General features: G+C 68.6%; 49 protein-coding genes. 19 read left to right on the top strand and 30 right to left on the bottom strand.

The features are described 5' to 3' along the window. Genes AB0Q99_RS02635 through AB0Q99_RS02680 form a run of 10 tightly spaced genes read right to left on the bottom strand, consistent with a single transcriptional unit; the run spans position 1 to position 4342 of the window. Positions 1–369: a hypothetical protein gene (locus AB0Q99_RS02635; RefSeq protein WP_363567690.1), complete on the bottom strand. Its 369-nt coding sequence runs from the start codon at positions 367–369 to the stop codon at positions 1–3. Further along, complete coding sequence (locus AB0Q99_RS02640; RefSeq protein ID WP_363567691.1) at positions 366–953, bottom strand: hypothetical protein; 588 nt, start codon at positions 951–953, stop codon at positions 366–368. The genes AB0Q99_RS02635 and AB0Q99_RS02640 overlap by 4 nt, the downstream gene beginning before the upstream one ends. Beyond that, complete coding sequence (locus AB0Q99_RS02645) at positions 950–1231, bottom strand: hypothetical protein (RefSeq protein WP_363567693.1); 282 nt, start codon at positions 1229–1231, stop codon at positions 950–952. The genes AB0Q99_RS02640 and AB0Q99_RS02645 overlap by 4 nt, the downstream gene beginning before the upstream one ends. Next, positions 1228–1467, bottom strand: coding sequence for a hypothetical protein (locus tag AB0Q99_RS02650; RefSeq protein ID WP_363567695.1), 240 nt, complete (start codon positions 1465–1467; stop codon positions 1228–1230). Before AB0Q99_RS02650 ends, AB0Q99_RS02645 begins: the two co-directional genes overlap by 4 nt. Then, positions 1464–1745 carry a hypothetical protein gene (locus AB0Q99_RS02655; protein ID WP_363567697.1) on the bottom strand — a complete coding sequence of 94 codons (282 nt, stop codon included), beginning with the start codon at positions 1743–1745 and terminating at the stop codon, positions 1464–1466. Before AB0Q99_RS02655 ends, AB0Q99_RS02650 begins: the two co-directional genes overlap by 4 nt. Beyond that, on the bottom strand, positions 1742–2113 hold the full coding sequence (locus AB0Q99_RS02660) for a hypothetical protein (protein ID WP_363567699.1): 372 nt from the start codon (positions 2111–2113) through the stop codon (positions 1742–1744). Before AB0Q99_RS02660 ends, AB0Q99_RS02655 begins: the two co-directional genes overlap by 4 nt. Positions 2114–2158: 45 nt before the next feature. Further along, positions 2159–3049, bottom strand: coding sequence for a hypothetical protein (locus AB0Q99_RS02665; protein WP_363567701.1), 891 nt, complete (start codon positions 3047–3049; stop codon positions 2159–2161). Continuing rightward, positions 3046–3486, bottom strand: a complete 441-nt coding sequence (locus tag AB0Q99_RS02670) for a hypothetical protein (RefSeq protein WP_363567703.1) — start codon at positions 3484–3486, stop codon at positions 3046–3048. The genes AB0Q99_RS02665 and AB0Q99_RS02670 overlap by 4 nt, the downstream gene beginning before the upstream one ends. Further along, on the bottom strand, positions 3486–3707 hold the full coding sequence (locus AB0Q99_RS02675; protein ID WP_363567705.1) for a hypothetical protein: 222 nt from the start codon (positions 3705–3707) through the stop codon (positions 3486–3488). The genes AB0Q99_RS02670 and AB0Q99_RS02675 overlap by 1 nt, the downstream gene beginning before the upstream one ends. 11 nt (positions 3708–3718) lie before the next feature. Beyond that, positions 3719–4342, bottom strand: a complete 624-nt coding sequence (locus tag AB0Q99_RS02680; protein ID WP_363567707.1) for a hypothetical protein — start codon at positions 4340–4342, stop codon at positions 3719–3721. A 107-nt stretch (positions 4343–4449) separates the two neighbouring features. Here AB0Q99_RS02680 and AB0Q99_RS02685 point away from each other — a divergent pair, with 107 nt between their 5' ends. After that, entirely contained in the window at positions 4450–4677 is a 228-nt protein-coding gene (locus tag AB0Q99_RS02685; RefSeq protein ID WP_363567709.1) for a hypothetical protein, read from the top strand. Between the two features lie 4 nt (positions 4678–4681). Here the strand turns inward: AB0Q99_RS02685 and AB0Q99_RS02690 are convergent, their stop codons facing one another. From AB0Q99_RS02690 to AB0Q99_RS02760, 15 genes are all read right to left on the bottom strand, one after another. Next, on the bottom strand, positions 4682–5140 hold the full coding sequence (locus tag AB0Q99_RS02690; protein WP_363567711.1) for a hypothetical protein: 459 nt from the start codon (positions 5138–5140) through the stop codon (positions 4682–4684). A 73-nt stretch (positions 5141–5213) separates the two neighbouring features. Next, positions 5214–6047 carry a hypothetical protein gene (locus AB0Q99_RS02695; RefSeq protein WP_363567713.1) on the bottom strand — a complete coding sequence of 278 codons (834 nt, stop codon included), beginning with the start codon at positions 6045–6047 and terminating at the stop codon, positions 5214–5216. A 3-nt stretch (positions 6048–6050) separates the two neighbouring features. Beyond that, positions 6051–6308 (bottom strand): hypothetical protein, encoded by a 258-nt coding sequence (locus tag AB0Q99_RS02700; protein WP_363567715.1) that lies wholly within the window; start codon positions 6306–6308, stop codon positions 6051–6053. A gap of 3 nt (positions 6309–6311) precedes the next feature. Then, positions 6312–6950 carry a hypothetical protein gene (locus AB0Q99_RS02705; RefSeq protein WP_363567717.1) on the bottom strand — a complete coding sequence of 213 codons (639 nt, stop codon included), beginning with the start codon at positions 6948–6950 and terminating at the stop codon, positions 6312–6314. Further along, the gene (locus tag AB0Q99_RS02710; RefSeq protein WP_363567719.1) at positions 6947–7114 is read right to left on the bottom strand and encodes a hypothetical protein; all 168 of its coding nucleotides are present in this window, start codon (positions 7112–7114) and stop codon (positions 6947–6949) included. The genes AB0Q99_RS02705 and AB0Q99_RS02710 overlap by 4 nt, the downstream gene beginning before the upstream one ends. A gap of 3 nt (positions 7115–7117) precedes the next feature. Next, entirely contained in the window at positions 7118–7399 is a 282-nt protein-coding gene (locus AB0Q99_RS02715; protein WP_363567720.1) for a hypothetical protein, read from the bottom strand. Continuing rightward, on the bottom strand, positions 7399–7797 hold the full coding sequence (locus AB0Q99_RS02720; protein ID WP_363567722.1) for a DUF4326 domain-containing protein: 399 nt from the start codon (positions 7795–7797) through the stop codon (positions 7399–7401). The genes AB0Q99_RS02715 and AB0Q99_RS02720 overlap by 1 nt, the downstream gene beginning before the upstream one ends. Positions 7798–7903: 106 nt before the next feature. After that, entirely contained in the window at positions 7904–8083 is a 180-nt protein-coding gene (locus tag AB0Q99_RS02725; protein WP_363567724.1) for a hypothetical protein, read from the bottom strand. A gap of 344 nt (positions 8084–8427) precedes the next feature. Continuing rightward, the gene (gene dnaB, locus AB0Q99_RS02730; protein ID WP_363568203.1) at positions 8428–9723 is read right to left on the bottom strand and encodes a replicative DNA helicase; all 1296 of its coding nucleotides are present in this window, start codon (positions 9721–9723) and stop codon (positions 8428–8430) included. A 97-nt stretch (positions 9724–9820) separates the two neighbouring features. Beyond that, a complete protein-coding gene (locus tag AB0Q99_RS02735) occupies positions 9821–10765 on the bottom strand; it encodes a hypothetical protein (RefSeq protein WP_363567726.1) in 945 nt (314 codons plus the stop codon). Positions 10766–10859: 94 nt separating this feature from the next. After that, positions 10860–11057: a hypothetical protein gene (locus AB0Q99_RS02740; RefSeq protein ID WP_363567728.1), complete on the bottom strand. Its 198-nt coding sequence runs from the start codon at positions 11055–11057 to the stop codon at positions 10860–10862. Beyond that, complete coding sequence (locus AB0Q99_RS02745) at positions 11054–11266, bottom strand: hypothetical protein (RefSeq protein ID WP_363567730.1); 213 nt, start codon at positions 11264–11266, stop codon at positions 11054–11056. Before AB0Q99_RS02745 ends, AB0Q99_RS02740 begins: the two co-directional genes overlap by 4 nt. Beyond that, on the bottom strand, positions 11263–11457 hold the full coding sequence (locus AB0Q99_RS02750; RefSeq protein WP_363567731.1) for a hypothetical protein: 195 nt from the start codon (positions 11455–11457) through the stop codon (positions 11263–11265). The genes AB0Q99_RS02745 and AB0Q99_RS02750 overlap by 4 nt, the downstream gene beginning before the upstream one ends. Further along, a complete protein-coding gene (locus AB0Q99_RS02755) occupies positions 11454–11666 on the bottom strand; it encodes a hypothetical protein (RefSeq protein ID WP_363567733.1) in 213 nt (70 codons plus the stop codon). The genes AB0Q99_RS02750 and AB0Q99_RS02755 overlap by 4 nt, the downstream gene beginning before the upstream one ends. A gap of 101 nt (positions 11667–11767) precedes the next feature. Continuing rightward, complete coding sequence (locus AB0Q99_RS02760) at positions 11768–12316, bottom strand: endonuclease domain-containing protein (protein WP_363567735.1); 549 nt, start codon at positions 12314–12316, stop codon at positions 11768–11770. A gap of 130 nt (positions 12317–12446) precedes the next feature. Between AB0Q99_RS02760 and AB0Q99_RS02765 the strand changes: the two genes are divergently transcribed. Next, on the top strand, positions 12447–12875 hold the full coding sequence (locus AB0Q99_RS02765) for a hypothetical protein (protein ID WP_363567737.1): 429 nt from the start codon (positions 12447–12449) through the stop codon (positions 12873–12875). A 71-nt stretch (positions 12876–12946) separates the two neighbouring features. On the opposite strand, the gene AB0Q99_RS02770 is transcribed toward AB0Q99_RS02765, so the two are convergent. The 5 genes from AB0Q99_RS02770 to AB0Q99_RS02790 form a co-directional block, all read right to left on the bottom strand. Further along, a complete protein-coding gene (locus AB0Q99_RS02770) occupies positions 12947–13402 on the bottom strand; it encodes a hypothetical protein (RefSeq protein ID WP_363567739.1) in 456 nt (151 codons plus the stop codon). After that, positions 13399–13770: a helix-turn-helix transcriptional regulator gene (locus AB0Q99_RS02775; RefSeq protein WP_363567741.1), complete on the bottom strand. Its 372-nt coding sequence runs from the start codon at positions 13768–13770 to the stop codon at positions 13399–13401. Before AB0Q99_RS02775 ends, AB0Q99_RS02770 begins: the two co-directional genes overlap by 4 nt. A gap of 76 nt (positions 13771–13846) precedes the next feature. Then, on the bottom strand, positions 13847–14179 hold the full coding sequence (locus AB0Q99_RS02780) for a type II toxin-antitoxin system RelE/ParE family toxin (RefSeq protein WP_363567743.1): 333 nt from the start codon (positions 14177–14179) through the stop codon (positions 13847–13849). A 156-nt stretch (positions 14180–14335) separates the two neighbouring features. Continuing rightward, on the bottom strand, positions 14336–15118 hold the full coding sequence (locus AB0Q99_RS02785; protein ID WP_363567745.1) for a GntR family transcriptional regulator: 783 nt from the start codon (positions 15116–15118) through the stop codon (positions 14336–14338). A gap of 2 nt (positions 15119–15120) precedes the next feature. Next, positions 15121–15666 (bottom strand): UTRA domain-containing protein, encoded by a 546-nt coding sequence (locus AB0Q99_RS02790; protein ID WP_363567747.1) that lies wholly within the window; start codon positions 15664–15666, stop codon positions 15121–15123. Between the two features lie 169 nt (positions 15667–15835). Between AB0Q99_RS02790 and AB0Q99_RS02795 the strand changes: the two genes are divergently transcribed. The 17 genes from AB0Q99_RS02795 to AB0Q99_RS02875 all read left to right on the top strand — a co-directional run bounded on the left by AB0Q99_RS02795 (position 15836) and on the right by AB0Q99_RS02875 (position 22109). Beyond that, positions 15836–16063 (top strand): helix-turn-helix domain-containing protein, encoded by a 228-nt coding sequence (locus AB0Q99_RS02795; RefSeq protein ID WP_363567749.1) that lies wholly within the window; start codon positions 15836–15838, stop codon positions 16061–16063. A 321-nt stretch (positions 16064–16384) separates the two neighbouring features. Next, complete coding sequence (locus AB0Q99_RS02800; RefSeq protein ID WP_363567751.1) at positions 16385–16576, top strand: hypothetical protein; 192 nt, start codon at positions 16385–16387, stop codon at positions 16574–16576. After that, positions 16576–16722 (top strand): hypothetical protein, encoded by a 147-nt coding sequence (locus AB0Q99_RS02805; protein WP_360251546.1) that lies wholly within the window; start codon positions 16576–16578, stop codon positions 16720–16722. The genes AB0Q99_RS02800 and AB0Q99_RS02805 overlap by 1 nt, the downstream gene beginning before the upstream one ends. After that, positions 16715–16933, top strand: coding sequence for a hypothetical protein (locus AB0Q99_RS02810; protein WP_363567753.1), 219 nt, complete (start codon positions 16715–16717; stop codon positions 16931–16933). The genes AB0Q99_RS02805 and AB0Q99_RS02810 overlap by 8 nt, the downstream gene beginning before the upstream one ends. Further along, on the top strand, positions 16933–17130 hold the full coding sequence (locus AB0Q99_RS02815; RefSeq protein WP_363567755.1) for a hypothetical protein: 198 nt from the start codon (positions 16933–16935) through the stop codon (positions 17128–17130). The genes AB0Q99_RS02810 and AB0Q99_RS02815 overlap by 1 nt, the downstream gene beginning before the upstream one ends. 11 nt (positions 17131–17141) lie before the next feature. Continuing rightward, complete coding sequence (locus tag AB0Q99_RS02820; protein WP_363567756.1) at positions 17142–17414, top strand: hypothetical protein; 273 nt, start codon at positions 17142–17144, stop codon at positions 17412–17414. A 28-nt stretch (positions 17415–17442) separates the two neighbouring features. Then, complete coding sequence (locus AB0Q99_RS02825; RefSeq protein ID WP_363567758.1) at positions 17443–17631, top strand: hypothetical protein; 189 nt, start codon at positions 17443–17445, stop codon at positions 17629–17631. Then, a complete protein-coding gene (locus tag AB0Q99_RS02830; protein WP_363567759.1) occupies positions 17631–17927 on the top strand; it encodes a hypothetical protein in 297 nt (98 codons plus the stop codon). The genes AB0Q99_RS02825 and AB0Q99_RS02830 overlap by 1 nt, the downstream gene beginning before the upstream one ends. A gap of 30 nt (positions 17928–17957) precedes the next feature. Continuing rightward, complete coding sequence (locus AB0Q99_RS02835; RefSeq protein WP_363567761.1) at positions 17958–18149, top strand: hypothetical protein; 192 nt, start codon at positions 17958–17960, stop codon at positions 18147–18149. A 90-nt stretch (positions 18150–18239) separates the two neighbouring features. After that, positions 18240–18731: a hypothetical protein gene (locus AB0Q99_RS02840; RefSeq protein ID WP_363567763.1), complete on the top strand. Its 492-nt coding sequence runs from the start codon at positions 18240–18242 to the stop codon at positions 18729–18731. Between the two features lie 37 nt (positions 18732–18768). After that, positions 18769–18996 carry a hypothetical protein gene (locus tag AB0Q99_RS02845; RefSeq protein ID WP_363567765.1) on the top strand — a complete coding sequence of 76 codons (228 nt, stop codon included), beginning with the start codon at positions 18769–18771 and terminating at the stop codon, positions 18994–18996. Positions 18997–19042: 46 nt separating this feature from the next. Beyond that, entirely contained in the window at positions 19043–19576 is a 534-nt protein-coding gene (locus AB0Q99_RS02850) for a hypothetical protein (protein WP_363567767.1), read from the top strand. Between the two features lie 42 nt (positions 19577–19618). Continuing rightward, on the top strand, positions 19619–19825 hold the full coding sequence (locus AB0Q99_RS02855; RefSeq protein ID WP_363567768.1) for a hypothetical protein: 207 nt from the start codon (positions 19619–19621) through the stop codon (positions 19823–19825). Positions 19826–19832: 7 nt separating this feature from the next. Then, a complete protein-coding gene (locus tag AB0Q99_RS02860) occupies positions 19833–19958 on the top strand; it encodes a hypothetical protein (RefSeq protein WP_363567770.1) in 126 nt (41 codons plus the stop codon). 19 nt (positions 19959–19977) lie between these two features. Beyond that, a complete protein-coding gene (locus AB0Q99_RS02865; protein WP_363567772.1) occupies positions 19978–20118 on the top strand; it encodes a hypothetical protein in 141 nt (46 codons plus the stop codon). Between the two features lie 210 nt (positions 20119–20328). After that, the gene (locus AB0Q99_RS02870; protein ID WP_363567774.1) at positions 20329–20661 is read left to right on the top strand and encodes a hypothetical protein; all 333 of its coding nucleotides are present in this window, start codon (positions 20329–20331) and stop codon (positions 20659–20661) included. A 74-nt stretch (positions 20662–20735) separates the two neighbouring features. Continuing rightward, a complete protein-coding gene (locus AB0Q99_RS02875) occupies positions 20736–22109 on the top strand; it encodes a DUF2637 domain-containing protein (protein WP_363568205.1) in 1374 nt (457 codons plus the stop codon). The last annotated feature ends 78 nt before the right edge of the window (positions 22110–22187 follow it).

The following is a 22187-nucleotide window of genomic DNA, read 5'->3' on the forward strand; positions in this document are numbered from 1 at the left end:
TTACTCCTTCTCGTAGTTCGGCCAGGTGTGCCCGTCAGGGTCTTCGCAGTCGCCATCGTGGCGGGGATCGAGGATGCAGAAGGTTTCCTGGCCGATCCCGTTGTGGTCCATGGAGTCGCAGTGGGGACCGGTCCCGATGTGGGCTTCCCGTTCGGCTTCCAGGGCATCCAGGGTGGCTTGTGCAGCCAGTTCGCCGTTTTCGCGGTTACGGCGGTCGATCCAGCCGCGCCGTGCTGCTTCGGAGCGGACGGCGCGCGCTTCGGGGGTGTTGCGGCGCGCCTTGGCGGCTTGGCGTCTCGCCTCTTCGGCGGCGGTGAGGGCGGCATCCAGGCGCCGCATGAACGTCCAGATTCCGTCCGGGTCGGTCACGGCTGCGCCTCGTTGTTGCAGCCGATCTGGTGGTCGCCGCCGGTGCCGGTGCACGTCGGGCACGGCAGCGCCGGAGAGGCAAGCAGGAACTCGTGGATCCGCCGGTTGTACTTGGCGTCCGCGAGGGCGTGATGCTCACCGCCGTCCTGCTGCGGAAGCTTCGGGTCGCCGGCCTGCCAGGCGAGGGACTGCAGTTCGTGGAACCACCGGGGGATGTCCTCGGGCATGCGGGACCAGTCGTTGCCCCAGAGGGAGTGGAGGCGGCACAGGTCTTGGGCGCCGTACCAGGCGTGAAGGTGGGCGGGTTCGTGGTCGCCGAAGTAGCGGGTGATGTCGTCCCGGATCTGCGCGAGCGGTTTGACGTCGGGGTGGAAGTGGTCGAGGAAGCTGGCGTTGTTCTTCGGCAGGTGGGGCCAGACGTGTTTGCCGAGCCAGGGGTGGAAGGCGACGTCGGGCAGGTTGATGTTGGCGTTGATGGCGTAGTAGTCGCGGCCGTGGTTGTCGGTGAGGGCGATGCTGATGAGGCCGCCGGTGGTGGGGTCGGTGGGGATGAACTCGGTGTCGAGGTAGACGTTGCGAATCACCTGGGCTCCTTCGTCACGGCTTGGCGGGGTGCGAAGTTGAGGGTGGCGTGCCACATGTCGCTCGGGTCGCTCTCGTATCGGACGTCGGCGACTTGGTAGCGGGTGTCACGGTCATGGTCCTTCTGGAGGAGCAGGTAGTCGCCTTCGCGGATGCGCGGACCGATGAGCGGGCCCCAGCCGGAGACCTTGAGTTGCCGGCCGCCGTCGGCGGTCCGAGTGACGGCGTAGTCGTGGCCCCAGACGCGTTGGCCGGGGCCGTAGTTGTGGGTGGTGTTCACGCGTGGTCTCCGTCTCTGACGCAGGCCTCGTCACGGAGGCGTTCGAGCTCTGCGTGGTCTCGTTCTTGCGTGTGTGCGATGAAGCCGCGGGCGGCCTGGCGTCGGGTGCAGCTGTGGTCGGGCAGGGTCTCCAAGGTGCGGGTGGTGACCATGGTGTGGCAGTCGGAGCAGCGGATGCGGCCAGTGCGCTGCCACTCGGCTTCCTCCGCGGCGATCTGGTCGTGGTCGGCGTTCACTGCTGCTCCCCCGCGGCCTTGACGGCCCTGTATCGGGCGACCGTCGGGTGCCGTTCGTCCCAGCCGGCTTGTTCCGCGTCGTAGCTGCCGATGGCGAGGTCATCGTGGACATTCCAGCCGACGATGACGCACCCGTAGGGGATGTCCGCGGTCATGGCGACGCCGGTGTCGAAATCGTCGTCGGGGTAGTCGTCCATGTCGATGAGGTGGAAGCCGGCTTGGGTGAGGCTGTGGCGGACGGCGTCTTCGAGGTCGATCAGGGCGGGGCTGGCGGTCACTGTGGCTCCGCTGTGAGGTCGATGGTGAGCTGGCCGGCGGCCTCGATGGCGGCTCGGCGGGTGGCGGATGCGGTGTGCCGGTGGTGGTCGCGGTCGTAGTGCAAGTGGCAGCCCTGACACATGGCGCGGAGGTTCGCTGGCTTGCAGTTCTCCGGCGTGTGGTCGAGGTGGGCGACGGTGAGCACGACGCGCGAGCCGGTGCCGTACGCCTGACCGCCGTTGATGTTCGGGCAGCGGCCGTCGTGGGTGCCACGGCCGCATTCGCCGAGGCACTCGCAGCGGCCGGCGGCCCGGTTGGTGCGGATGTCGAGGCTGATGGTGGGCCAGTCGGCGGGATAGCGGTCGCGGTTTTCCGGGCGTATCGGCACGGCGTCTCCTCGGTCAGGCCGCTGCGCTCTGGACGGCGGGCGGAGTCACTGCTGTTCCTGGGTTCCGATGTACTCGACGCCCAGCACCATTCCGGTACCGGCTGAGGAGGCCGAGGTCGGCGCCCAGCCGACCTCGATGAACTGGGCTGCGACGTGCCCCGGAACCCAGTCAGTACCGCGGGCCGGGTCGGACATCCACGTGGCCAGATCGTCGGCGGTCGCGAAGACGGGGCTCTTCGGGGAGCCTTCGGTTACGGTCTCCCACAGCTGCCAGCCGTCACCTACGGGCGGTTCAGCCGGCTGCCACGCTTCGGCCTCGGCCCGCTGGCCCGGGTAAGCCTCGACCGATCCGTGGCCCTGACAGCGTGTACATGTGTCACTGACGCCGTCCCTGGCGCAGCGAGCCCGGATGACGACGCTCGCGTTGATGCTGTCGTGGCCCATGCCTCGCAGCGACCACTCATTGACCTGGGCGGCAGTGGGAATGACGAGCGGCTCGATGGGCCGCCAGCCGTGTTCGTAGCTCCATGTGTGGGTGAGTTCCCTAAGCCGGTCTTCGGCGACGAGAGCGTCCACGTCCTGCTGGCTGAGGTGGTGACCCCACTGGCGGTTGAACAGGTCTGCGAGCCGCTGCGCCTCGCGGACGATCGCGGTCTCGCCGGTGCCGTAGTAGTCCGGGGCCTGCTCGACGTTGCGTTCGGCGAACGCCCGCACGGCCGGGGTGTCCGGGCGCAGCAGGGTGGAGCCGGTGCCTTCGGGGTTGAACGGTGCCTTGCCGTACCACTGACCGTAGAGGTGTTCGGCATGCTCCGAGTAGCCGCGGCGGCAGTCGGGACACTCATTGCCGTAGAGGGTGTCGGGCATGAGGTAGCCGTGCCAGACCTTGCCGATCGGCCAGTCGAAGTCGAGGGGGACGCGGCGGACTTCGCGGCTCACTGATGCTCCCCCGGGCAGGTGCCGGCCCGCTGGCCCGCGTTGCCCAGCCGGGCACGAATCTCCTGGGCGTACTGGGCGGATACGCCGTGCCGGGAGCAGTAGTCGTCGAGGTCGTCGGCGAACTCGTAGGCGGCTTTCTCGACGGCGCGGAGGCGGTGGACCTCGGCGAGCAGGGCGCCCATGTCGTCATGTGCGTGGAGGACGAACCGGCGGTTCTCCTCGGCGTACGGGGCGTTGAACTTGAGGACGCCGATCTGTCGGGGGTGGCCGTCGATGTGCGTGCGGACCGTGTCGCGGTCCTTGTGAGGCTCGGGGTCGAGGTGCCAGTGCCCGCCCTCGGCGGCGGCGTAGCGGTCGTGGATGGCTGCGAGCCACTGATCGGGCAATCCGCCGTGCGGGAGGGCTGCGAGGGACGTGTTGGGCTGGTCGGCGCTCATTACTGTTCCTTGTGCTTCTCGTAGGCGGCAATGATGGCGGGCAGGGCGATGGCAAACGCGCTGGTGTCCCAGTAGCCAGCGAAGTAGCCGCCGGGGGATGCGCAGGAGTCGGGCCACTCGCGGCAGTAGCAGACGTCCTCGTGGTAGTGGTCGTTGAGGGCCTTGTTGCCGATGTCGGCAAGGTGGTCGAGCAGGCTGGCGGGAACGTCGCTCTGGTCCATGCGGGTTGCTCCTATGCGGGGTAGCGGATGACGCGGGGACCGGCCTCGATGCCGGCTCGGCGTTCGAGCTCTTCGGCCCAGCCTTCGTCGCTGTTGCGGCGGGCGGTGGCCCGGTCGATGGCGTCGCGGAGTGCGGCCTGCGCGGCGGTGTTACGGCGTTCCGCGAGCGCGTACTGCAGTGCGTCGAGCCGATCGGTCTGCTCCTGTGCCGCGTCGACTCGTGCGGCGGCTGCACTGATCTGGCCCCAGGCGAAGAGCAGGTAGTCGACGGTGTTGTGTTCTTCGAGAGCTCGCTTGGCCTCGCTGTTGAGGCTGCGGCGAGCGTCGATGAGTTCGCTGTGCCGGTTGGCGAGGGCCTGCTGCTCGGCGGTGAGACTGTCGTGCCAGTCGTACCAGCCGACGCCCTTCGGGATGTCGCCCAGCTGGGCACGGAGGCTCGCGACCTCGCGGTTGAGGCCTGCGCGGGCGGCCTTGAGGATCGCCGGGATCAGTGCGCGGGCCTCGGCGAGTTCGTCAGTGGCGAGCCAGTCGGCCGGCCTGTTGCTGACGCGTTCTTTGGGGGCGCAGGCAGTGCGGACGTAGTGCTCGGCGTTGGCGGCCCATTCTTCGCGGGTGGGCCAGAAGCGGTTTGTCACTGCGGACTCCTATTGCCGCGAGTGTCTATTTTCTAGACACAGCCAGCATTTCACACCCGCTCACACTTGTCTAGAAAGTAGACGGGCGGCATGGGACCATGGCGCCCATGAGCACCGAACACTGGCCCCAAGCCCTCAGAACCCGCGCCCTCAAGATCCGTGCGCAGCTCGACGCCCTCGACGACGAGATCCTCCTCGCCCACGCCGCAGGCCTCTCCTGGCGCGACATCGGCACCTCCGCCGGCATCAACCACGAAAAGGCCCGCCAGGCAGCCGGCCGGGTCGCCAAACGACCCGACCGGAAGCCCCTGCCACCCCTTCCCGGCGCCGGGTAGCCGCTCAGGCCGCGCGGCGGGCGTCGTCGTACTCGGCGAACGCCTTGGCGGCCTGCTCGATGTACCGGCACTGCCAGCCGCACTCGCCGTCGGTGGCGTGGAACTGCAGGTGCAGCTCCTCAGGGCTGGACCAGGTCACGTCGGACGGCGTCTTCCGGGTGCGGGAGCAGGGCCGGAACATCCACTGGGCGAGGAACGTGACCGGGTTGTCGCGGCAGTCGCGGCGGGCGGCGTGGGCGTGGAGCCAGCGCGCGAACGTCATCTCCAGCCGGATGGCCGGGGGTTCGCCGGCGCCGGGGCAGGTGGTGCAGGCGACAGGACCGCGGGCGGTCACGGCGAAGACGATCGGCCCGTCGGGGTCGTACGGGATGGGGTGGCGCTTGACGCACCCGTCTTTGCGGATCGGCAGGGTCTGCTCACACGTACCGCAGATGCCCTCAAAAGGGGGCGAGAATGGCCTCACGACACCTCCCCCTCCCCCAGGTCCAACGCGACCCGTTCGGCCGCCACAGGGGCCTCCTGGGGCTTTCGCTCGGTCACATCACACCGCCGAGCAACTCGCCGTCCACCGCCGCCAGGCGCAGCCGGGCCCGCTGCGGCACCGGCTCCCGCCCCGGCACAGGCCAGTCATCCGCCCGAAGCCCGTACACCGGCGGCTCCCAGCGCTCCCCCATGTAGAACCGGTACACGTACTCCCAGTCCGAGTCGAAGTAGCACGGCATCAGGCCGCCAGCGTTCGGGATCGGCTTCGGCGCGAGCTTGTTCGGCTCGACGAGTTGGCGCTGGGTGCGGTTCTGCTCGGCGCGGTGCCGGGTGCAGAACCAGTGCGGCTTGTGCCAGCCCGTCTCCGGCAACTTCTCGATGACGTAGTCGCTGGCCTCCGCGCCGCACACCTTGAGCCGGTTCCGGAAGTCCTCTTGATGCTCCGAGGGCTGGCCCGGCCCTTCGAACGTCAAGCTGAGCAGCGACTGCTGGACAACCGGCGCGGGCTCCTTGAACGGGCGCAGACGTGGCGCCGCGCAGCGCTTGAACAACTCGTCGTCCTGCTGACTGAACGGGCGGTGGATTGGCGACTCGTAGCGGGGAACGTCGTTCGCGATGAGCTTTCGGATTCGCCAGCCGCCGATCCGGTTGTGACCGAGCAGCTTCGACGCCGCGGTGAACGGCTTCTCGTCGTCCTCGCGCGGGTGGGTGAGGACGTAGGCGAGGGCGAGGAGGAGTTCCTTCGCCTCATGGTCGGCGCGGTCGTCACGGTAGATCCTGGTGGCGTAGCGGTCGAACTCGCTTCCACCGCCGTCGCTGTTCTTGCGCTTGCGCTTCGGGCCGGGCGGGAGTTGGTGGGCGTGGGCGAGGTGGAGGGCGGCACCCATCGGTCAGTCCTCCTTCGAGGTTCGGGCGGCGAGCAACGCGGTCGCGGCCCGGTTCTGGCCGAACCGGTACCAGTGCTGGTCCGCGCCAGCCGCCGGAAGCGACGGCAACCGGTGGATCACGGCCACGGCTTCGGCAAGCGTCTCCTCGCGAACCTGCGCCGCGTACTCGTCGAGCAACTCCGCCGCCTGGGCAGGCAGCAGGAAGCTGACATGGAACGCCCGCTCGATCCGCTCACGCGGGCTGCGCTTCGACCTGGCCATCAGTCAGTCCTCCTTCGAGTTTCGGGCGGCGAGCAGGATCTCGCTGGCCTCGTAGATGCCATCCGTCTCGTTCGGGGAGACCACAGCCTTCCGCAGCATCTCGGCAGCCTCGGTCAGGGTGCGGTCGCGGGCGGCGGCCAGTTCGGCGCGGAGGCGGTCGGCCTCTACGCGAGCGGCGTCCCGGTCAGCCTCGGCACGGCGCCGGAAGTCATGCGCGGTGGGCCGGTGGCGTCTCTGGACGGTGAGGGTGTACGAGTCCTCGGGGTGCTGGCCGTCCTGGATGTCGAGGCTGACCTCGGGCGGGAACGTGGCCTCGGTGGTGAGGTAGTTCTCAGCGCCGGCGTCGTCGAGCATGGCGCGCATCGAGGCGACGAGGATCAGGAGCATCTCCCGGGCGGGCTCGATCTCCAGGCAGACCCTGCCGTCCTGGACGGTGAGCCCCTTCAGCATCGTCTGGCTGGTGACGCCTTCGGCGATCTCGGTGGTGAGCTCGTCGATCACTCTGGCAAGCCGGTTGATCTCGGCGAGCATCGCGGCGTAGTCGTCGCGGATGGTGCGGGCGGTGAACTGGCTGGGGCGCTCGCCGCGGTCACGGATGTCAGCAAGTCGGGCCGTGGTGAGCGGCGGATAGGCGTCGGTCACTGGTCTCCCCCACCGGTGTCGTACGCGCGGGCGGTGACGGTCACGGTGCCGTGGTAGCCAGCGGCGCCAAGAGCGGTGTCGATGATCTCGGTGATGTGGTCGGCCTCATCCTCGCTGTCGAGGTTGCCGATCCACACGTCGGCGATGGCGTAGTGGCTGGACATCGGTCAGTTCTCCTTGGTGGTCGGGGTGCGGATCCAGGTCTCCAGCGCGTCTGCGTAGGCACGCCGGGCCCGGTCTGCGACCCCCTTCGCCTTCGCCTGGGCGGCGCGGGCCTCCTCGACCTGCCGACGAAGAGCGGCGAGATCGGGCGCGTGGACATCGACCGCGTCGGCGAACGTGGGCTGCAGCTCCAACACCTTGACGAGCTGAACCGCGGTGCGCTTGCGCGGGCCGTCGAGGCAGAGGAGCAGGAACTCCCGGGTGCCGCCGGGGGTGGTGAGGTCCATCAGCCCTCCAGGTATTCGGGCTTGGCGCTGCGGTCCACCAGGTCCTCCAGCGGTGTCGAGCCGTTCGCGACCTCCAGCAGCCAGTCCCCGTGGCACGGCGCGCCAACGCGGCACCAGCACATCAGCGTCCGGCCGGCGAGCTCCTCGCGAATGACCCGGAGGAACTCGACGTCGTGGGTGCGGGAGTTCTGGAAGCACGCGACGGCCTGCTCCGCGGTGAGCGGCGCGTGCGGGCGGCGGTCGATCCAGCCGCCGGGAAGGACAGTCCAGCCGCGGAGGTCGCCGACGCGCCACGCGTTGCCCCAGGCGCTACCGCGGCCGACGTACACGGCGTTCTCGGGTGCGCGCCAGCCTTTGGTGCGGAGGCGTTGGATGCGGGCGGGGGTGGTGACAGTCATGGTTGATTCCTCCCGATCTGAGATGAATTGTTCCAGTTTTGCGGGCATGCGGATAGCCCCGCGACGGGAGTGATTGGGCGCCAGAGGCGCCCGCCCGTCGGCCCCGCTACTCGTTGGGCAGCTGCTGGGCAGTCAGACCGAGGGCTGCCGCAACCGCGGCCAGCCGCGTCATCGGAGACAGCTCCTCCCACTCGACAGGCTCCGGCGCCTGCGGCTCCCTCCGTGCCTGCTCGGCCGCGATCCGCTCATACTTCTGCCACTTCTTCAGGCTGATTTCCCAAGCCATGTGTGGCTCCTTTCGTGTTCGGCTGTTTGATGTCATGGGCAAGCACGAAATGCTGCGGGCGTGCGGGTAGCCCGCTGACGGGACGAAACGCGCTCAACTCCGCCTGAGGTGTAGGGTCTCGCCGCTTGTGTCGGACGGCGGCCTCATGACCTGCAGCTTTGTCAGCAGTCTCACGACGTGTCGGACGCTGGAGTCTCACGTCCGTGTCGGTTGTTCGGTGGCTCACCTCGTTCGATGGCGCCTGTCGAGCCTGTAACCGGGGCTGTCTCACGACCGGTGTCGTATCCGACTTCCGATCCGACATCGCGGTGAGATTCCGACGCGGAGCGAGAGACCCTACAAAATCAGGCACCTTCGGGGGCCATGTCTACGAACCGGGAGTAGTGCAGCTGGCTGGCCACCGTGATCGTCGCCGTCGGCCCGTTGCGGTGCTTCCCGACGATCAGGTCGGCCTCGCCGGCCCGCGGGGACTCCTTCTCGTACGCGTCCTCCCGGTGCAACAAAATGACCATGTCCGCGTCCTGCTCGATCGACCCGGACTCGCGCAGGTCCGACACCACCGGCCGCTTGTCCTGCCGCTGCTCCGGTCCGCGGTTCAGCTGCGACAGCGCGACCACCGGCACGTCGAGTTCCTTGGCGAGCGTCTTCGCGCCGCGGGAGATCTCCGAGACTTCGAGCTGCCGGTTCTCGGCCTTTGCGCCACCGGACTGCATGAGCTGCAAGTAGTCGATGATGACCAGACCCAGCTTGCACTTCTGGGCCAGCCGGCGAGCCTTCGTCCGGACGTCCATGCCGGTGAGCTGGGGCGAAGCGTCGATGTACAGCGGGGCGTTCCGGACGTCGTCCATCCGCCGGGCGACCCGCATCCAGTCGTCGTCGGTCAGGTTTCCGGAGCGGATCCGGTCGAGCAACACCTTCGCCTCGGCGGACAGCAGACGGTCGTGGATCTCGCCACGGCTCATCTCCAGGCTGAAGATGACGGTCGGCAGGCCGTGCTGGATCGCGGCGGAGCGGGCGAAGTCGAGGGCGAGGGTCGACTTCCCCATCGCCGGCCGGGCCGCCACCACGATCATCTGGCCGCCGCGCAGGCCCCCGGTCAGCGCGTCGAGGTCGGCGTAGCCCGTCGGAACGCCGACGAGCTTGCCCTGGTTCGCCTTGCGGGCCTCAATATCGTCGAGGTGCGCCTCCATCGTGTCGGCGACGCACAGCATGTCCTCTTCGGCGTGCTCGTCGGCGACCGCAAACAGCTCCTTCTGCGCGGCGTCGACGATCTCCCGAACGTTGCCCTCGCCGGCGCGGCCCATCCCGGTGATGCGGACGCCCGCGGCAACCAGGCGGCGCAGCACGGCCTGTTCCTGGACGATGCCCGCGCAGTAGGCGGGATCCTGCGACGCCCTCTGCAGCAGCGCGTGAAGGTACGGGGCCCCGCCGGCGCGCTGGAGGTCACCGGTTCGAGCAAGCTCGGCACCGACGGCAATCGGGTCGGTGGGTTCACCACGGGAGAACAGGCGGACGATCGCGGAGTGGATGAGCTCGTGGGCGGGCCGCATGTAGTCGCGCGGCTTGAGGATGGAACAGACCTCTCCAACCGTGTCACGGTCGAAGAGCATGCCAGCGAGGGCGGCCTGCTCGGCCCACATGTTGTCGGGGCCGCCGTCGGGGATGACGTCCGAGTCGGGCTCGTGGTCGTCGTGCGGCGGTTCTACGAGGTACATGGCCACGGGGGCTCCTGGAGATTCAGGCCGCACGGGCGGCGGGGTGGCAGTCGGGGCAGGCCTGGCCGTTGCGGGTGCGCCAGCGGGGGTTGTGGGCCGCGTGCGGGTTGTCGTCGAGGCAGCTGCCACACACCGGCGGGAGGTTGCCGCGCCGGCCGTGGACTGCCTGGTGCGGGATCAGGTTCGGGATCCGGTCCCTCTCCAGGACCGCGGCGTAGCTGTTGATCCCGTCCGGGTTGGTGCACAGCTGGTCGGCAAGGTCGTCGTCCAGGGACCAGCCGAGCCGTGCGGCCGTCCCGAGGAGCGCGGGGGCGATCCGCTGGGCGTCCTTCGGGCCGATGGTCCACGGAGCGGGCAGCCGCTGCAGGAAGAGGACCGCGCGGTTGAGTTCGGGGCTACGACCCGCCTCCTCCTCCCTCTCGACCGGCCTAGCAACCGGCGCAGGTGCCGGCTGCGCACAGGGACGGGAGGGGGAGGTGGTCTTCTTCCGACTGGTGTGCTTGGAATTGGTGTTCTTATGCGGCAGTTCAGCCAACGTAGGCGAAACCACCGCTGGTTCAGCCAACGTAGGCCCGCCCAACGTAGGCTGAGCCAACGGTGGCTGAGCCACCGCAGGCTCTGAGCTGGCACTTTCCAGCTCCTGAGCCTCCTCGAACGCCTCCGGCTGGTCGGTGATGTAGTACACGGCACCACCGAGAGTGCCGTTCGCGTTCCGCTGCCGCGTGCGCTGGAGATAGCCACGCTTCTCCAGGTTCCGCAGCGACGTCTTCACCGCGGTAAGACCGTCAGTCGGCGACATCGCAGCGATCGACTCGGCACTGACACCGAAGCCGTCGCGGTGGGTGGAGATGAGCCCGAACACACCCTTGTCACGGAAGGACAGGTGGGTGTCGCGGAAGAGGGCGTTGCGAATCTGGGTGAACGCGTCGGCGGCCATGGGGCCGCGGCGGATCCGTCCGTAGTTCACGTGTGCTCCGGGAAGGAGTGCCTGTGCTGTGGGCGCGGCGGGTGAAGGGGAGCGAAAGGGGGGCCGCCCGCGGCGGGGCGGCCCACAGGGAAGGTCAGCGGCCGAGGCTGCGGTCGATCGTCCGCTGCGCCGTCGTCGCCGGCAGGACACCGGTCACGGTGTGGTAGCCGGTCAGCGGCTCGTAGTGCGTCTCGACGTTCTCCCAGCCGAGAACGCGGGCGTCCTCGGCAGTCGCAGCGATCTGCGACGCGGCACCGGACTGGCTCTCGTGACGGGCCTTGAGCAGCCTCACCGCGGCACCCCCTCGACGAAGCTGATGGCGTCGCCGTGCACCGACTGCAGGACCATGACGACCAGCTCGGCGGTCAGGAACCGCGGGTCGAAGCCGACGACAACCTGGTCCGACGCGATCCACGTCGCACGCATCGCCGGACCGTCGTCGGGGAGGGTCACGTTGATCAGCCCCGCGGTGATACGCGGGGCCGTGGCGGTGGCGGTCACAGCGCCTCCCCTACGTTGCCGTTGGCCAGCGCACGCAGGTAGCGCTTCGCGAACAGCAGCGCCCCGTGGGCGTCACCCACGCTCTTCGCGCGGAGGGCCAGCCAGTAGGCACCCGCGCTCCCGCGCTCGATCAAGGGCATGCGGGCGATGGCCAGGCTCTCGGTGGGACGCGCGACGGTGACGGCGATCATCGGGCCACCGCCGGGGTCACGTCGAAGAGGTCACCGAACAGGTCGGTCAAGACGGACCAGGCATCGCTGCGCTTGATCTGCGCCGGCGAGTACGCGGCGATCACGCCAGCGCCGAAGCGCTGGAAACGCAGCGGGTGCGGGGCGTCGTCGGGAAGGAGACCGGCCAGAGCGGCCGGGGCGGGCTTGGGAACGGCGATGGAGGATGCCATGATGGATTCCTTCGATCGGTGCGCGCTTCGGTTACCAGGCCAGAGGGCGCGCACGGTGGTTGGAACGGCCTCGCTTCGGCGGGGCCGTTTGCGTAGTTGCCCTACTGCCTGTCCCGCTTCGGGGTCTCGCGCATCTTGACGAGAAGCCGTACGAGAATCGCGAAGCCCTGAGGGCTCATGTGCTTCCGGAGTGCCTCGGCTGTCTCGCGCGGGCTACTCAGGGGCAGGAGAAGATCGGTGGGCTTGCTGTTCAGGAGGGCTGCCGCCGCCCTCCGGTAGTAGACGAGGTCCTGCCAGATATCGGCGGACCTCCGGTGAACCTTCCTCCCGGCCTGCCTTTCGTGGGTATTCCCAACAAACCAAGCACGCTCGTAGTACTCGCGAAACGAGTGGCTGGGGTTGTGGTGCCTCACCGCCGGGAACGGCATCAACCGATCCAGGGCCCCGAGGGTCTGGTTGCACCGGTTGCAAAGCAGGCCTCGTACGGCGGCGCGACCGTACCGGTGGTCGTGGTCGATTACGAGGTTGCCCGGCGTCCCGCAGACCTCACACGCGCCTCCAGATCGCTCCCAGAGGCTGTCGTAGTTCTCGCATGTCAGGAGGTACTTCCGGTGCACAGTGCAGCTGATGCCGCTCAGATGGTGGGGCATAAGTCGAACCATACAGGGTTTCTTGATATGTAGCAATGCTCTCTGTATGGTCAAGCTGCGCCTTCATCGGCGTCCACGCGCACAGATGTAGCGTTGGAAGCGCACTCCAAGATCGAAGGAACGTTCACTCATGCGCCCTGCCCGTTTTCAGCAGCTCCTCCTCGACGCCGCAGCAACCCTGCCGGGCGCGGCCGTGAAGTCCTTCGCTGACACCGGCAATACCCGGCACCCGTACGGTGTCGTCGTCGAGGCCGGCGGCCGGACCACCAACTGGCAGGTCGTCCTCATGAGCGCGCCGGGCGAGAAGTGGGGCGACCACCCGGACCCGGAGCCGCGGCTGGGAGAGAAGCCGGCCGGGTACGGCAAGCCTGAGGATGCAGAGATGGACAGCTTGGGCGGCGTCGAGCGCGGGCTCATTGCCGCCCTGCTGGCCGCCGACCCGGGCGAGATTGCCGCCGTCGAGCGCTACTCATCCCAGCCGAACCCGCCGGCCGTCGGCCACGGCGCCACGATCGACCTGCGTGACGGGTCGAAGGCGTTCATCAACCACGTTCGCTGAACACACGGCTGCGCCCCGCACCGGATCCCACCGGGCGGGGCGCAGCTGTGTGCGAAGGCTGGTGAATCGATTCAGCCCGCCGAATCCGGGCTGGGAACCTCGTCGCCTGCATGATCCAGTGGCGCAAGGAGGGGCACCTCGGCCATGCCCAGCTTCATGGCGGTGCCGTGAATGGCCTCGCGAAGGTATGGGCGGATGATGGGCGAGGCGACGCGCTTGACGAAGCCGGCAAGGACATCCGGCGTGACGCTGAGTTCCTCGGAGGCGTGAAAGAACGCGGCCACGTCCGCGACCAGGGCGCCCTCCTCGGCGTGCACCTCGGCGCGCGCTCGTGCGGCAATGACCTTGCCGTCGAAGAGCTGCATCAGCCGAACCTGCGCCAACCCCTCGTCGGGCAGCCCGTCACTGGGGGGCTCGAAGCCGTCGAAGCGACGCCCACTCACCTCGAAGTACTGGATGCGGTTCAGCTGCGCAACAGCGAGCAGCTCGTCGACGGTTGTGATCTTCCGTGCGGTGCTGTCTGTCATGCTGCCTTCCGGCGGCCAGGCGAGCTTGGGACGCGCTCTTCTGTCTCGGCGACCTGTGTCCAGCTGCTGGAGGGCTGGGCGACCTCTTGGTCTGTGTGCGCCTTGACGTAGATCTTCAGTCCGACGGCCCGCGCATATCTCATGATCGTTGAAAGGCGGGGGTCCCCGCCCTGCCGCTCGAACTCGGACACCGCGGACTGTGTCGTCTCCATGTCGGCAGCGACGGCCTTCTGGGTGAGCTTCGCGGACTTGCGGTGAGCCACGAGGGTCTGGATGAGCTGCATCAGGGCTTCCGCGTCCTCATGAGCGCGCTTCGCGTCCGGGTCGTCCGGGTCGATGCCGAGTAGTGATGCCAAGTGCTCATCCATGGTGCTCTCTCCCCTTGAAGATGCTCCGAGTATCGCCTAAGCCAGATATTCCATCAACGGCGGGCCCTTACTCCGGTCACGGGCGCTTGCGTCTGGACCACTCCGTCAGCCGCTTGCGTGCCGAGTCGATGTCGCCGGGCTGCGTGGCGATGCCCTGCGTGGACTTCTTGTTGATGAACTTGAGCGCGAGCAGGACAGGCCCCTGGTCGTCGACCTCGGAGTAGAAGAGACGGAAGATCCGCTTCTCCCCTTCGAAGCGCAGTTCCAGCAGGCCATCACCGAGATGCTTGACATCGGGAGGGCGGAGCGTGCCTGTGGCGGCGCGCTCCATGATCGCCTGGAGCTTTGCGATCTCGAAGCGCTTCAGCTTGCACTTGTCGATCTCCCGACGTACGACGTCGGCCCCCATCGGCGATCGGTAGAGCTCCCAGCGTCCGGGCACAGGCGACCCCCATCTTTCGGCAGACCCTCCCCCCGAAGGAGAGTAGCCGATATCGCCTGAGCCGATACGGGGTTTCCGCACTCCGATCGTCGAGGCGTGCGGGCCTCGACGGGTGCCTGCGCGCTAGAACTCGTACTGGAGCTCATAGTCGTTGCCCGCCTTGGCCATGACCGTCACCTCGATCACCTTGCCGCTCTGGTCATAAACCGTCCGCAGGGTCCGCAGGATGGGCTCCCGCGTGGGCATTTTCAGCACGAGGAACTGATCAAGGGTAGGCATTCGAGCGGAGACCCTGTCTACGCAGCGCTCCGGAAGGTGGCCCATGTCGGCAAGCAGCCGCGGCGTCCCACCCTTGATCTTCTTCTTCTGCAGCAGGGGAGTACCCTCCGCCAGGTCCAGCGGGTAGTACGACCGCACCAACTCGGCCGGCTCCCCATCCAGTGAGAGAACCTGCACCCGCTCCGCCGCGGTCCCGTCGGTGCTCAGACCAAGTGCCTGGCGAACGTCTGCAGGGGGGACTACGACTTCGACAGACAACAGCTCGCTTGCCGCCGTCCTACCTTTCCGCTCAGCAACTGCGATCCAGCTGTAGGACTGTCCAGGCTCAGCCGGCGCCTTTGTTTCAGCGGGGACCAGGGTCTGCTGCTGGTGAGGGCGAACGATGATGCCACTACCGCGATGGCTCACCGCCAGGCCCTCCTTCGCGAGCAAGTCGTTCGCGTTCTTGATCGTCTGCGGTGCAGCGCCGAACTTCTCTTGCATCAGCCGGGTAGACGGCAGCTTGGAGCCTGGAGGGAAGTCCCCGTTCAGGATCCCTTCGCGCAGGTAGCTAGCCATGAGCTCGTGCTGTGCCCAGGGCTCGTAAGTGAGCTTCTGCTTGGGGGTATTGGATTCTTGGTCTGCCATGGTCAACCGATCTGAACGGTGTAGTGGAGGGTTCGCTCGCGGGCGAGCATGGTCATCTGCGTGACTTCGAACGCGGTGCCGGCCTGGTCGAAGACAGTCCGGAAGACGTCGAAGACCCAGTCCTCTGCGGACGCATCCAGGATCTCCAGCTCCTCGCTCGAAATGGGCCGAGCCCTGACCTCCTCAGGTGCCGAGGCTGTCCTGAAGCCGAGGTCGGCCAGCAGTGCGACATGCCCACCCCTGATCCGACGGCGCTCGGCGAGGGCGGTGGCGCCCGCAATCTCGACGGGAAAATACGAGACCACCACCTCGACAGCCCTGTCATTCAGCAGAACGAGTCGGGTGCGGGAGACCACCGGCTGGCCAGCCGTGAGCCCCAGGGCACTTGCGACTCGCGCTGGCGCTGGAACAACGCCAGCGGAGATCAAGCGCTGGCCGGGCACTCCACCAGCTGTCTTCGCCTGCGTCGTCCAGGGGTCAGCCGAGCCCGCCTTCGGCGGCTTCAGATAAGCCTCCGAGGCATCGAGCTCTTCACCTTCCGCGGTCACCGCACCTCCCCTCGCCTGCACTTTCGAACACCTTGCTGCATATCAAGTTAAGCCACCAGGTTGGCCAGGCGGTAGCCAGCAGCCAGCATGAGAACCTTGCAACCTTTCAAGAACACCACTACAGTTGAGGTATCAGCCAACGAGAACCCCTCGGAAGGAGGGCTTCAGCATGCTGCCCGAGAGTCCGCCGGTACTGACCGTCAAGGAGACCGCCAGGGCGCTCCGGGTCAGCGTCCCCACCATCTACAGGTGGGTGCACGAAGGAGAGCTCGAAGCGATCCGCCACGGCAAGCAGTGGTCCCGCGGTCAGGCCGGCCGGGGCGGCGCGATCCGCATCCCCCGCTCTGTCGTCGCCGCCAAGATCCAGGCCCTGTACGACCTGGCGGACGCCGCGTGATGGCCGGCACCACCGACCACCTGTGGGACGGCCTTGACCCTGTCGAGCCTGGCCCGCAGCCTTCCCGCCCTACCCCCGCCTACGGCGCGCCGGACATCGGTCAGCGCCACACGAAGGAGGACCCCATGCCCACGCCCGACCGTGCGTTCGCCAACGGAGACGGTGGCGGTGACCACTCGGCGAACGGTGGCTACGGCCACGACCCGCTGCCGCCGCTGCCGAACCCGCAGCCGGCGAAGTGAGCGACTGGGACAACCGGCCGGCGATCCCGAGGATCCCGCGGCCGCGTAAGCCGATCGACCCGACCGAGAAGGAGCCGCAGTGAACGTCGACGAGCAGATCGCCCTGCTGGAGAGCCAGATCGCGGAGACCGCCGCCGCGTTCGGTGCCGCCGTCGGCGACCCGGCCGAACGGAAGTCCATCGCCGACGAGCTGGTGGCGCAGCAGGACTTGCTGCGGTGCCTCAAGTCGGAGCGTGCGAGCCGGACCCGGACGCCGCTGGACATCGTCTGATGGCCGCCGGCGACATCGTTCCGCGCCCCTTGGGCGACCCGGACTGCCGAGACCTCGTCGAGCTGCTGTGCCTGATGACGGCGGCGGACGGGACCCCGTACCTCGACCTCCTGCTGGAGGGCGACGAGGAGGACTCCGGTGAGTGACCGCACCGTCTACATCGTCCGGGTGTTCAACCCCGACGGGTCCGCCTACCTCGACCCGATCGGCAAGTCCCTCGCCAGTGCTGGCGTCTCTCCGGCCGCGTCCGGGATCAGCGCCTACGGCGAGGCCGAGCGTGACCAGCGCATCGCCACCGCCCAGGCCAACGGCTACACCGCCACCTGGGAGATCGCCCCCGATTGGAGGACCACCTGATGACCATGCAGGAGCGCTACGACGGCATCGCCAGCATCGAGCGGGCCGCGGGCCGGCTCCGCCTCGACGCGTCGCCGGCCGAGGTGCAGGCCGCAGTCGATGCGGTGCTCGATGACCTCGACTTCACCGCGGAGGCCCGCGCGACCGAGCTGGAGTACCGGCTCGGTGCGGGTGTGCGCTACCCGGCTGCGGCCTGAAAGGACACGTCATGAGCCTGCGTCACGAGCTGGACCGTCGGCACTGGCCGGCCGACCTGCCGGACCTCACCAACATCGTCTCTGTGTTCCGGGCTTACGGCTCCGGCAGTCACATCGCCGTCGTCCGTGGACACGCCCTGCCGGACCTCACCTCGGCTGACTACCAGGTCACCTGCGACTGCGGTTTCAGCTCCCCCCGTGTCCGAGCCGAAGTCAGCACCTTCAAGGCCGCCGTCGACAGGGTCGAGGGCCTGGCCGACCAGCACATCGAGCAGACCCGCTGACGTTCAACCCGCCTGAAAGGAAGCCGACATGACCGGCATCGGCAAGCTCTTCGGCCAGCGCGCCGACCTCATCCACCGCGACCCCGAGACGGACGCTGCGGTGCTCAACTCCGCCAGCACCTACGGCGAGATCAGCGACGACACGCTGCGGGCGTTCGCCCAGAAGGAGTTCGGCGCCCACGGATACGTCCACGTCAACCGCGAGCAGGCAGCCTGATGGTCTGGTCTTGGGACCACAACCAGACCGGCGGGGCCCGCTCCTACAGCTCCCACGTTGCGCTTGGAGAGCATCTCCTCCGGATCGCGCCCCGCCGCGAGTGGGAGGCCATCCAGCCTCTGTTCAACCGCAGCAGCGACTCGTACGACGTACAGCCCGAGCAGGCCCGCCGTATGGGCGAGGCATTCAAGACCCTCGCGCCGCTCGCCGACCGCCAGTGGCAGGCCGCCTGCTACGAGCTCGGCGCAGCGGCAGCGGAGGCCGGCCGCACCAACTCGGTGTGGCACTGGTTCTGACCAGACCCCAGTCATCGAGAGGAGAGCACCATGCCGCAGCACCCCGGCGAGCCCGTCGCCTACGACCTCACTCTCAGCACCCTCACCGGCGACCGGCACTTCACCGGGACCGCCAACGTCTACGGCCAGCCCACCGCCGAGGAGATCCGCGCCGCGGTCGTCCAGGAGTTCTCGGCCGGCCTGCAGCTTCCCGCCGACATCAGCATCAACCACCAGTCCTAGCTCACCCCCGGGGCGGCCGTCTCGTCGCCAAACTCGCCGGCCGCCCCGGGCCCCTTCGTCCACCCAGCTGAGTAGACAGGAGACCCCATTATGGGCCTGCGTGCCCTGATCCGTGGCTTCGATGACCATCTGACCGGCGACCGTGCGATGCGGAAGGTCCGCGAGGAGCACGACGAGTGGGCGCGGACCGTCCAGAAGGGCGCCCCCTACTACACGGCGCTGCCCGCGCTCGGCGAGGACCTCGTGAACGCGGGCCGGATCAGCCGCCCCCTCCACGGCGCCTTCGTGTTCGACCGCCGCTCCATGGTCGGCCCGCTCACCGGGCAGTGGCTTGTTCGCGGCGGCAACACCACCAGCTGGGGCCTGTGGAAGCAGCTTGGTCCGCTGACGCTGGAGAAGCAGTGGACGCACCAGGACCAGGACCTCTACGACCTGCAGCGCGACTTGGAGATCGAACGCGGCATGGGCAGGCAGGCCTCGGACCTCGCCTGGCAGAAGTTCCAGGCCTCCCCCGAGTACCGGGCCCATGCCGCCCGCGTGGGGCGCGCCTACCCGGCTACCGTCGCCGCCCTCGCCGCCTGACCCCCCATCACCGCACAGCACACAAGGAGAGAACCACATGAGCTACCGCATCGGCGCCTACCGGGAGCCCAAGAGGGTCGTCGCCCGCTACCGCACCGCCAGCGGCCGGACCATCGAGGTCCGCGAGGGCTGGGACTGCGACAGCACGTTCTACGAGTGGACCTGCCCCGGCTGCGGCGCCAAGAAGCCGCTCATCGTCCCCAGCGGCGAGCGGGGTGCGAAGCAGACGGCCGAGGCGCACGCCAAGAGCTGCACCGCAGTCTGACCGCTCGCATCCCCTGACCGTCCACCAGCCTGAAGGGAGGCCGTACATGGCCACCGCCGCGCTCGACTTCGACCCGGACCTGTACGGCCCCCTCCTGGTCCGCGAGATCGAGGCCTACCTCGCCGCCGTCACACCCACGCCAGCCTGGCGTCTCCGCCTCCGCAAAGCCATCGCCGAGCCCTCGACGACGCCAGCCAGACCCACCCCTGAGCCCGCCCAGCCGTGGTGGCACGACGCGCCCACCCCCACCCACACCCTCACCGACCGGCTCCTCCGCCGACGCCCCGTCGCCCACACCACCGCCCGCCAGCACCTGCAGCTCATGGACCGCTACATCCGCCAGCACGGCTGGACCCAGCACCGGCTGTGGGACGACGACGGCCGCGTCTGCATCCTCGGCGCCCACATCCACGTCCTCGCCGCCGGCTACGGCAGCGCGGCGACCGCCTGGCAGGCCCGTCTCCTGATCGGCAACGCCCTCGGCTTCGCGGGCCACCGCGTCCACGTCGACACGTGGAACGACCAGCCCGGCACCACCCAGCACGACGTCCACACCCTGCTGCGCACCGCCGCAGCCTGAACCCCACCGCCACCGCTCCGCCCACCCAGGGAGTCTCGCCACATGCCCACCTACTCCAGCCGCCACCACGGTCTCGCCGCCGTCGTCCCCGCCGGGCGGATCAAGTTCACCCTGCACACGACCACCGGATGCGCCGACGGGGAACTCCCGCTCAAGCGGCCGATGGATCTCGGCAGTCTCATCGCCGCGATCAAGAGGAACTTCAACATCCCCGGCGACGTCAACGACCTCGTCGTCACGACCCTGTAGCCGCCCCGTGAACGACTACCTGCGCTTCCTCATCAAGCCCCCGGCCGACGACAAGGCCCTCCGTACGGCCCACCTCGCCGCGATTGCCTTCCTCGCCGCGCTCGTCGCCTCGACCTCCCGCCGCTCCCGCTGACACCACCCCGGAGACCCCCGTGAACGACTACCTCCGTTTCCTCGCCAAGCCCCAGGACGACTCCCGCGACGAGCTCCTCCGCATCGCCATCCTCACCGGACTCGTCCTCATGGCTCTGGCCCTCGCCGCCACCACCATCTACGCCCTGACCACCCCGTAGCCCACCATGGCGTCCTTCACGACCCACGACAAAGCGTTCCTGGCAGAGACCTACGAGGCAGCCGCCGCCGAACGTCAGGACCAAGCCTCTCGGTTTGACCAAGACGGTGATTCGGAGCGCGCCGATCAGTGCCGCATTTGGGCGCGGAGCTGCCTCGAGTTGGCCGCCAAGATCCGTTCAGAGCATCCGTAACCGACTTCGGAGCCCACCATGGCCCGCACCGCCGCCCCAGCCGAACAGCACGCCCTCACCACCGTCAGCCTCGCCCTCGCCGGCCTGGCCGCCACCCAGACCCCCGGGACGGCGGTCACCACCATCCTCCTAGCCGCCGTCGCCCACTACGCGATCCTCGCCCTCGCCGCCGTCGCCCTCCGCCTCAACCTCCCGGCGCTCCTCGACGGCCACCACCGCCAACTACGGGGAACCGCCGCAGCCCTACTCCTCGGCGCAGCCCACGCCACCCGCATGGCCGCCACCGCCATCCTCTGGGCCCTCACCACCACAGCCCACGCCATCACCCCCACCCAGCCACCCACCCCCTGACCCCGCAAAGGAGCCCAGCCGTGACCGCCACCACCGACCAGCCGGCCGCCCCGGCCGAGGCACCCCGACTCGTCCTGAACAACACCCAGAAGGGCCTCATCGGCGCCGTCGCCGCAGGGTGCGTCACCATCGCCGGTATCGGCTTCGCCGGCTCCTACCAGGCCGTCGCCAAGCTCGCCAAGGACAAGAACTTCGGCGACTTCGCCAACTGGTTCCCCATCGGCATCGACGCCGGCATCGGTGTCCTCCTCGCCCTCGACCTCGTCCTCACCTGGCTCCGCATCCCCTACCCCATGCTTCGCCAGGCCGCCTGGGGCCTTACCGGCGCCACCATCGCCTTCAACGCCGCAGCCGCCTGGGGCGACAACCTCGCCGTCGGCATGCACGCCGCCATCCCCGCCCTCTTCGTGATCGTCGTCGAGGCCGCGCGGCACGCCATCGGCCGGCTCGCCGACATCGTTGCCGAACGGCACATCGAATCGCCGCCCTGGCAGCGCTGGTTCCTGTCGCCCATCGAGACGTTCCTCATCTGGCGCCTGCAGCGGGTCTGGCAGATCCCCTCCTACCTTCGGGTCATCGAGCTCCGGCGCGAACTTCGGGTGTACGCCGCGAAGCTTCGGAAGGAGTACGGCCGGCTGTGGCGGTGGAAGGCCAACGCCGATGAGCTCCTTCCGTTCGCGATGGCCCGCTTCGGGGTTTCGGTTCTGGAAGCGCTGGCACTTCCCGAAACCGAAGCCGAAGCGGCCCGGCAGGCCGAAGCGGCACGTGCCGCCGAAGCTCGCCGAAACGCGGAAGCCGAAGCCGAAGCACTTCGGGCCGAGGATGCGAAGCGGCGTGCCGAAGCCGAAGCGCGCCGCGTTTCCGAAGCCGAAACCGAAGCGAAGCTCGCCGGGATCACGAGCGCCCGGCGCCTGGCCGAAGCCGAAACCGAAGACGAGCTCTCCGCCCGGGCGCAGCGGCGCCTCGCCGCCGAAGCCGAAGCCGAAGTGAAGCGGATGCGGCTCCTCGCCGAGCAACGGCAGGCCGAAACCGAAGCGGAACTGAAGCGGCTGGCCCTCACCGAGGAGGCGGCCCGGCGCACCGCTAGGGCCGAAGCCGAAGCGCTCCGTGCGGCGCAGCAGCGGGCGAGGCTCGAAGCCGAAACCGAAGCACTTCGGGAGCGGGCGGTCGCGTCGAAGCCGAAGCAGCCCGAAGCGGCAGGCCGGACGAACCCGAAGTCGAAGCCAGCAACGGAAGGCACCAGCCGCCAGAACCGAATCCAGGCTGAAGTGGACAGGCTCCTGGAACTCATGGCGTCCGACGGCTACGACGCGGTCGACCTGAAGCGGGCAATGACGGACCTGAACCTCAAGCAGACCACCGCGTACAGCCGGCTCGTGACGGCCCAGGAGCAGTGGCTGCAGAAGATGACGGCTGACGAGCCGGCCTCCGACGACCTGACGGTCTGATGGCGGCGCCCAGCCCGGCTGGGCGCACGCCACCTGCCCTCAGCTCAACCACCCTTCCCCACTGCGCCGAACCCTGAG

Source organism: Kitasatospora sp. NPDC086791 (genome assembly GCF_040685975.1).
Classification (GTDB): Bacteria; Actinomycetota; Actinomycetes; order Streptomycetales; family Streptomycetaceae; genus Kitasatospora.

Excerpts from the sequence above, each read along its gene's own strand:
- AB0Q99_RS02855 (WP_363567768.1), top strand. The coding sequence starts at position 19,619 with ATGCCCACCTACTCCAGCCGCCACCACGGTCTCGCCGCCGTCGTCCCC.
- AB0Q99_RS02770 (WP_363567739.1), bottom strand. The coding sequence starts at position 13,402 with ATGACAGACAGCACCGCACGGAAGATCACAACCGTCGACGAGCTGCTC.
- AB0Q99_RS02710 (WP_363567719.1), bottom strand. The coding sequence starts at position 7,114 with ATGTCCAGCCACTACGCCATCGCCGACGTGTGGATCGGCAACCTCGAC.
- AB0Q99_RS02685 (WP_363567709.1), top strand. The coding sequence starts at position 4,450 with ATGAGCACCGAACACTGGCCCCAAGCCCTCAGAACCCGCGCCCTCAAG.
- AB0Q99_RS02700 (WP_363567715.1), bottom strand. The coding sequence starts at position 6,308 with ATGGCCAGGTCGAAGCGCAGCCCGCGTGAGCGGATCGAGCGGGCGTTC.
- AB0Q99_RS02760 (WP_363567735.1), bottom strand. The coding sequence starts at position 12,316 with ATGCCCCACCATCTGAGCGGCATCAGCTGCACTGTGCACCGGAAGTAC.
- AB0Q99_RS02755 (WP_363567733.1), bottom strand. The coding sequence starts at position 11,666 with ATGGCATCCTCCATCGCCGTTCCCAAGCCCGCCCCGGCCGCTCTGGCC.
- AB0Q99_RS02695 (WP_363567713.1), bottom strand. The coding sequence starts at position 6,047 with ATGGGTGCCGCCCTCCACCTCGCCCACGCCCACCAACTCCCGCCCGGC.
- AB0Q99_RS02795 (WP_363567749.1), top strand. The coding sequence starts at position 15,836 with ATGCTGCCCGAGAGTCCGCCGGTACTGACCGTCAAGGAGACCGCCAGG.
- AB0Q99_RS02715 (WP_363567720.1), bottom strand. The coding sequence starts at position 7,399 with ATGGACCTCACCACCCCCGGCGGCACCCGGGAGTTCCTGCTCCTCTGC.
- AB0Q99_RS02775 (WP_363567741.1), bottom strand. The coding sequence starts at position 13,770 with ATGGATGAGCACTTGGCATCACTACTCGGCATCGACCCGGACGACCCG.
- AB0Q99_RS02870 (WP_363567774.1), top strand. The coding sequence starts at position 20,329 with ATGGCCCGCACCGCCGCCCCAGCCGAACAGCACGCCCTCACCACCGTC.
- AB0Q99_RS02785 (WP_363567745.1), bottom strand. The coding sequence starts at position 15,118 with ATGGCAGACCAAGAATCCAATACCCCCAAGCAGAAGCTCACTTACGAG.
- dnaB (WP_363568203.1), bottom strand. The coding sequence starts at position 9,723 with ATGTGGGCCGAGCAGGCCGCCCTCGCTGGCATGCTCTTCGACCGTGAC.
- AB0Q99_RS02805 (WP_360251546.1), top strand. The coding sequence starts at position 16,576 with ATGGCCGCCGGCGACATCGTTCCGCGCCCCTTGGGCGACCCGGACTGC.
- AB0Q99_RS02750 (WP_363567731.1), bottom strand. The coding sequence starts at position 11,457 with ATGATCGCCGTCACCGTCGCGCGTCCCACCGAGAGCCTGGCCATCGCC.
- AB0Q99_RS02850 (WP_363567767.1), top strand. The coding sequence starts at position 19,043 with ATGGCCACCGCCGCGCTCGACTTCGACCCGGACCTGTACGGCCCCCTC.
- AB0Q99_RS02820 (WP_363567756.1), top strand. The coding sequence starts at position 17,142 with ATGAGCCTGCGTCACGAGCTGGACCGTCGGCACTGGCCGGCCGACCTG.
- AB0Q99_RS02835 (WP_363567761.1), top strand. The coding sequence starts at position 17,958 with ATGCCGCAGCACCCCGGCGAGCCCGTCGCCTACGACCTCACTCTCAGC.
- AB0Q99_RS02670 (WP_363567703.1), bottom strand. The coding sequence starts at position 3,486 with ATGAGCGCCGACCAGCCCAACACGTCCCTCGCAGCCCTCCCGCACGGC.
- AB0Q99_RS02845 (WP_363567765.1), top strand. The coding sequence starts at position 18,769 with ATGAGCTACCGCATCGGCGCCTACCGGGAGCCCAAGAGGGTCGTCGCC.
- AB0Q99_RS02765 (WP_363567737.1), top strand. The coding sequence starts at position 12,447 with ATGCGCCCTGCCCGTTTTCAGCAGCTCCTCCTCGACGCCGCAGCAACC.
- AB0Q99_RS02815 (WP_363567755.1), top strand. The coding sequence starts at position 16,933 with ATGACCATGCAGGAGCGCTACGACGGCATCGCCAGCATCGAGCGGGCC.
- AB0Q99_RS02675 (WP_363567705.1), bottom strand. The coding sequence starts at position 3,707 with ATGGACCAGAGCGACGTTCCCGCCAGCCTGCTCGACCACCTTGCCGAC.
- AB0Q99_RS02720 (WP_363567722.1), bottom strand. The coding sequence starts at position 7,797 with ATGACTGTCACCACCCCCGCCCGCATCCAACGCCTCCGCACCAAAGGC.
- AB0Q99_RS02840 (WP_363567763.1), top strand. The coding sequence starts at position 18,240 with ATGGGCCTGCGTGCCCTGATCCGTGGCTTCGATGACCATCTGACCGGC.
- AB0Q99_RS02825 (WP_363567758.1), top strand. The coding sequence starts at position 17,443 with ATGACCGGCATCGGCAAGCTCTTCGGCCAGCGCGCCGACCTCATCCAC.
- AB0Q99_RS02830 (WP_363567759.1), top strand. The coding sequence starts at position 17,631 with ATGGTCTGGTCTTGGGACCACAACCAGACCGGCGGGGCCCGCTCCTAC.
- AB0Q99_RS02780 (WP_363567743.1), bottom strand. The coding sequence starts at position 14,179 with ATGGGGGCCGACGTCGTACGTCGGGAGATCGACAAGTGCAAGCTGAAG.
- AB0Q99_RS02725 (WP_363567724.1), bottom strand. The coding sequence starts at position 8,083 with ATGGCTTGGGAAATCAGCCTGAAGAAGTGGCAGAAGTATGAGCGGATC.